Source organism: Micromonospora sp. NPDC049799 (assembly GCF_040656655.1).
GTDB lineage: Bacteria > Actinomycetota > Actinomycetes > Mycobacteriales > Micromonosporaceae > Micromonospora.
Genome location: NZ_JBFAMU010000375.1, coordinates 1 through 4,846, shown reverse-complemented (window position 1 = coordinate 4,846; position 4,846 = coordinate 1). Strand labels below are relative to the sequence as shown.

Annotated in this window: 6 protein-coding genes and 1 pseudogene; 6 read left to right on the top strand and 1 reads right to left on the bottom strand. The window is 75.5% G+C overall.

All coding sequences use genetic code 11. The features are described 5' to 3' along the window. Positions 1-34: 34 nt before the first annotated feature. Positions 35-463, bottom strand: coding sequence for a PH domain-containing protein (locus tag AB0I76_RS22495; protein WP_357038720.1), 429 nt, complete (start codon positions 461-463; stop codon positions 35-37). A gap of 82 nt (positions 464-545) precedes the next feature. On the opposite strand from AB0I76_RS22495, the gene AB0I76_RS22490 reads away from it, so the two are divergent. The 6 genes and pseudogenes from AB0I76_RS22490 to AB0I76_RS22465 all read left to right on the top strand — a co-directional run. Continuing rightward, a complete protein-coding gene (locus tag AB0I76_RS22490; RefSeq protein ID WP_357038718.1) occupies positions 546-1,718 on the top strand; it encodes an acetyl-CoA C-acyltransferase in 1,173 nt (390 codons plus the stop codon). A 55-nt stretch (positions 1,719-1,773) separates the two neighbouring features. Next, the gene (locus AB0I76_RS22485) at positions 1,774-2,769 is read left to right on the top strand and encodes a phosphotransferase (protein ID WP_357038716.1); all 996 of its coding nucleotides are present in this window, start codon (positions 1,774-1,776) and stop codon (positions 2,767-2,769) included. 126 nt (positions 2,770-2,895) lie between these two features. Continuing rightward, a complete protein-coding gene (locus tag AB0I76_RS22480) occupies positions 2,896-3,408 on the top strand; it encodes a hypothetical protein (RefSeq protein WP_357038713.1) in 513 nt (170 codons plus the stop codon). A 69-nt stretch (positions 3,409-3,477) separates the two neighbouring features. After that, entirely contained in the window at positions 3,478-4,170 is a 693-nt protein-coding gene (locus AB0I76_RS22475; RefSeq protein WP_357038710.1) for a response regulator transcription factor, read from the top strand. Further along, a pseudogene (locus AB0I76_RS22470) lies at positions 4,163-4,750 on the top strand (two-component sensor histidine kinase); the annotation flags it as partial. The gene AB0I76_RS22475 and the pseudogene AB0I76_RS22470, both read left to right, overlap by 8 nt. Further along, a partial coding sequence (locus tag AB0I76_RS22465) for a fumarylacetoacetate hydrolase family protein (RefSeq protein ID WP_357038723.1) occupies positions 4,693-4,846 on the top strand: 154 nt, incomplete at its 3' end. The pseudogene AB0I76_RS22470 and the gene AB0I76_RS22465, both read left to right, overlap by 58 nt.

Genomic DNA, 4,846 nt, shown 5'->3' with positions numbered 1-4,846 from the left:
ACCCGGCGGGCACCGCCGGGTGGCGGGACCGCCGTCAGCGCGGGCGGGCCTCGTGCAGCGCCTCGGCCACCTCGACCGGGTCGGCGCCGAGGTCGGTGCGACCGAAGAGGTGCAGGGACTCGCCGGCGTCGATCTCCAGCACCGGCCCGGCGAGCCCGCGACGGTTGCGGCGGTCGACGGTGACGGCCTCGACGGCGGACCAGGGCAGGTGGCGGTGGCCCGCGAAGCCCCGGACCACGGTGATCCCCTCCGGGTCGACCGCCAGCCGGACGGGAGCGAGCACGTCCCGCGCCGCCCAGCCGAGCAGGACGGCGGCGGCCAGTGCGGCCAGCACCAGTTGGACGATGTCCCCGCCGGCGAACAGCAGGGCGACCGCGACCAGGACGACCGCGCCGGCCGCCTTCGCTGCGGGGAGGGCCGGAGGCACCCGCCACTGCCGGGCCGGGGGCTCGGTGGGAAGCATCCGTCCAGCATGCCAGCGGGGGCGGACGACCGGCCGCCGAGGACGTACGATCGAAGCCAGCCGAGGTTACCGGGGAGTAGTCATGAGTGACGCAGTCATCGTCGGCGCGGTACGCACCCCGGTGGGGCGCCGGAAGGGCAGCCTGGCCGGCGTGCACCCGGTCGACCTGTCGGCGCACGTGCTGCGTGCCCTCGCCGAACGCACCGGCATCGACCCCGCCCTCGTCGACGACGTGCTGTGGGGCTGCGTCTCCCAGGTCGGTGAGCAGTCGTGGAACATCGCCCGCAACGGCGTGTTGGCCGCCGGGTGGCCGGAGTCGGTGCCGGGCACCACCATCGACCGGCAGTGCGGGTCCAGCCAGCAGGCGCTGCACTTCGCCGCCGCGGCCGTCGTCTCCGGCCAGGCCGAGCTGGTGGTGGCCGGTGGCGTCGAGTCGATGACCCGGGTGCCGATGGGGTCCAGCGTGGCCGGCGGGCTGCCGTTCAGCGACGCGATCCTGGAGCGCTACCGGGGCGTCGAGGGCGTCGCGCAGGGCTCCCCGCTGCCCTTCAACCAGGGTGTCGGTGCCGAGCTGATCGCCGAGCGGTGGCGCTTCTCCCGGACCCAGCTCGACGAGTTCGCCCTGGCCAGCCACGAGAAGGCGGCCGCCGCGCAGGACGCCGGCGCCTTCGAGGAGGAGCTGGCGCCGGTCGCCCTGGCCGACGGTGGGAAGTTCGCCGCCGACGAGGGCATCCGGCGGGACACCTCCCTGGAGAAGCTGGGCGAGCTGCCCACCCCGTTCCGCCCGGACGGCGTGGTGACCGCCGGCTCGGCCTCGCAGATCTCCGACGGCGCGGCGGCCCTCGCCGTCACCACCAGCGAGTGGGCCAGCCGGCACGGCCTGCGCCCGCTGGCCCGCATCCACACCGCCGTCGTCGCCGCCGACGACCCGGTGGCCATGCTCACCGCGCCGATCCCGGCCACCGCGAGGGCGCTGCGGCGCGCGGGGCTGGGCATCGAGGAGATCGGGGTGTACGAGGTGAACGAGGCGTTCGCCCCGGTGCCGCTGGCCTGGCTGGCGGAGACCGAGGCGGACCCGGAGCGGCTCAACCCGCGCGGCGGCGCGATCGCCCTCGGCCACCCGCTCGGCGGGTCCGGTGCCCGCATCATGACCACGATGCTCGGCCACATGCGCGACAACGGCATCCGCTACGGCCTCCAGACCATGTGCGAGGGCGGCGGCATGGCCAACGCCACCATCGTCGAACTCCTCTGACCCGCGGCGGAAATCGGTTCGCCCGGTGGTCGGGCGGCGGGCTACGGTCCCCGGCGTGGGTGGCGACGTCGTAGGTGCGCAGTGGGACGGGCCGGGGTGGCGGGAGGCCGCGCGGGGCTGGGTGACCGACCAGCTCGGCCGGCACGGCCGGCGCGTCACCGGGCCGGTGGAGGAGCGCGTACGCCCCTGGTCCCTGGTGTGGCGCGTGCCCACCGACGCGGGGGACGCCTGGTTCAAGGCCAACAGCGACGGCACCCGGTACGAGGCGGGCGTGCTCGCCGCGCTGGCCCGGCTGACGCCCGACCGGGTGCCGGACCCCATCGCGGTGGACGCCGGGCGGGGCTGGTCGCTGCTGCCCGACGGCGGTGAGACCCTCCGTGAACTGCTGGGCCGGCACCGCGACCCGGGCCGGTGGGAGCAGGTCCTCCCCGAGTACGCCGACCTTCAGCGCACCGTCACCCCGCACGCCGGCGAATTGCTCGCCCTCGGGTTGCCCGACCACCGGCCGGATCTGCTGCCGGAGCTGTTCGAGGCGCTGCTCCAGGACGACGAGTCCCTGCTGGTGGGCCGGGAGGGCGGGCTCACGCCCGAGGTGTACGCCCGGCTGCGCGGCCACGCCGGCCGGTACGCCCAGGACTGCCGGCGGCTGGCCGACCTGGGCGTCGAGGCCAGCGTGCAGCACGACGACCTGCACGACGGCAACGTCTTCGCCGGCGGCGACGGTCACCGCTTCTTCGACTGGGGCGACGCCTCCCTCGCGCACCCGTTCGGCACGCTGCTGGTGACGCTGCGCTCGGTCGCGCACACCTTCGATCTGCCCAACGGCGATCCGGTGCTGGTCCGGCTGCGCGACGCGTACCTGGAGGCGTGGACGGACCGGTACGACCGTGCGACCCTGCGGGAGGCGGCGGCCCTGGCGATGACGGTGACCGTGGTCAGCCGGTCGCTGTCGTGGCGGCGTGCCCTGCGGACCACCGATCCGGCCCGCGCCGAGTACGCCGCCGCCGTCCCGGGCTGGCTGGAGGAGCTCTGGGAGCCGGCCCCGCTCTGACCGAGGTGGTCCACGCGGCGTGGGCATGACGGGGATGTCGCACAGGCGGTGCGACTCCGTGGCGTGGAACTTCCAATTGTTCCGAGTGACCCACGTCACCCCAGGTCACCGCTCGTTGGGCCAGTCATGGACGTCTTCTCCCGAACGTTCCTCCCGGCCGCCACCGAGGCCGGTCTCGCCCTGCAGACCGCCACCCGACACATGCCGGTGTTCCGTGGGTGCGTCGGCTCCGGCGACGCGACCATCCTGGTCACCCGGTGCAGCCGTCCCGACCGTCCGGCCTCCGGCGAGTACCTGCTGCTCCTCACCCACCGCCGGCTCGTCATCACCCAGCAGACCCGGGTGCTGCACCGGCTGCGCCTGCACCTCAACACCGAGCTGCGCGAGCTGAGCAACGTCACGTGGAGCCCGGACCCGCGCCTGCAGGCGGTCGAGCTGGCTGCCACGGCCATCGACGGCATCCGCGAGCGGTTCCTCGTCCGGACCCGGCACCCGAAGCAGGTGTGGCAGCTCGACGCCCTCCTCAACCACGCCTTCCGCACGCGCCTGCGTACGTCGCGCGAGCGACTGGTCAAGACCATCGGCGACCTGCCGGCCGCCGCGCGACCCGCGCCGCTGCGCCCCGCCGTGATCCGCTGACGCGTTCCTTACCGAACCCGAACACTGTCCTGACGTCCACCCCGCCCCCGGGTCGGCCATCATGGGCCGGTGACCGCCGACGCCCCGACCCGCGGCCTCGTCCTCGTGGTCGAGGACGAGCCGGCCATCGCCGACCTGGTCCGGCTCTACCTGACCCGGGACGGTTTCGGCGTACACCTGGAGCGGGACGGCACCGGCGGCCTGGCCGCCGCGCGGCGGCTGCGCCCGGTGGCCTGCGTCCTGGACATCGCCCTGCCCGGCATGGCCGGCACCGAGGTCTGCCGCCGGCTGCGCGAGGCGGGCGACTGGACGCCGGTCATCTTCCTCACCGCCCGCGACGACGAGGTCGACCGGATCGTCGGCCTGGAACTCGGCGCCGACGACTACGTCACCAAGCCGTTCAGCCCCCGGGAGCTGGTCGCGCGGGTGCGGGCGGTGCTGCGCCGCACGGCCGGTCCGCCGGAGGGCGTGGGGCGCCCCCGGGTCGTCGGCGCGGTCGTGCTGGACCCGGCGAAGCGGACGGTGACCGCCGCCGGCGCCCCGGTCCAGCTCACCTCCACCGAGTTCGACCTGCTCGCCCACCTGATGGCCCGACCCGGGCGGGTCTACACGCGGGAGGAACTGCTGGCCGGCGTGTGGGGGTACGCGGCACACGCCGGCACCCGCACGGTCGACGTCCACGTGGCACAGGTCCGCGCGAAGCTCGGCGCGGCCAGCGTGATCCGCACCCACCGGGGCGTCGGGTACGCCGCCGATGGCTGAGCATCCGGCCCCCGCCGGGCCGATCCGACCGGAGCAGCCCACCGTCGCGCTCCCGGTGATCGGCCGCCGGCCGGCGCCGCCGCCCCGACGCTTCGGTCCCGTGCGTACGCTGACCGCCCGCGCGGTGCTCGTCACCTGCGCCGTCGCGCTGGTATCGGTCCTGGTCACGGCCCTCGTCGCGGTGCCCCTGGCGGTGCGGGGGGTCGAGCACCGCGACGCCGAGGCGCTGGCCGCCCAGGCCCGGCTCGCCACCGAGGTGCTGCGGTCGCGTCTGGACACGACCCGCACCGTGGACGAGGAACGGCTCCTGCGCCAGCTGCGCGCCCAGGGCGTCGGCGCCTACCTGATCCGGGACGGCAGGGCGGACCGGCCGGGCCTGCCGCCCCGGGTGGTGCAGCGGATCGCGGAGGGGCGCAACGTGTCGGTCCGCCGCCCCTTGGACGGGCGGCGCACCCTGATCGAGGGGCGGGCCCTGCCGGGCGGCGACGGACTGGTGCTCACCCGCCCGCGCGCCGCCGGCCTGTGGCGGCAGGTGCTCCTCAGCCTGTGGCTGCCGCTGCTGGCCGGGCTCACCGCCGGGGCTTCGCCGACCACGTCTTCGGCGTGGTGCTGGTCAACGACTGGTCCGCCCGGGACATCCAGGCCTGGGAGTACCAGCCGCTCGGCCCGTTCCTGG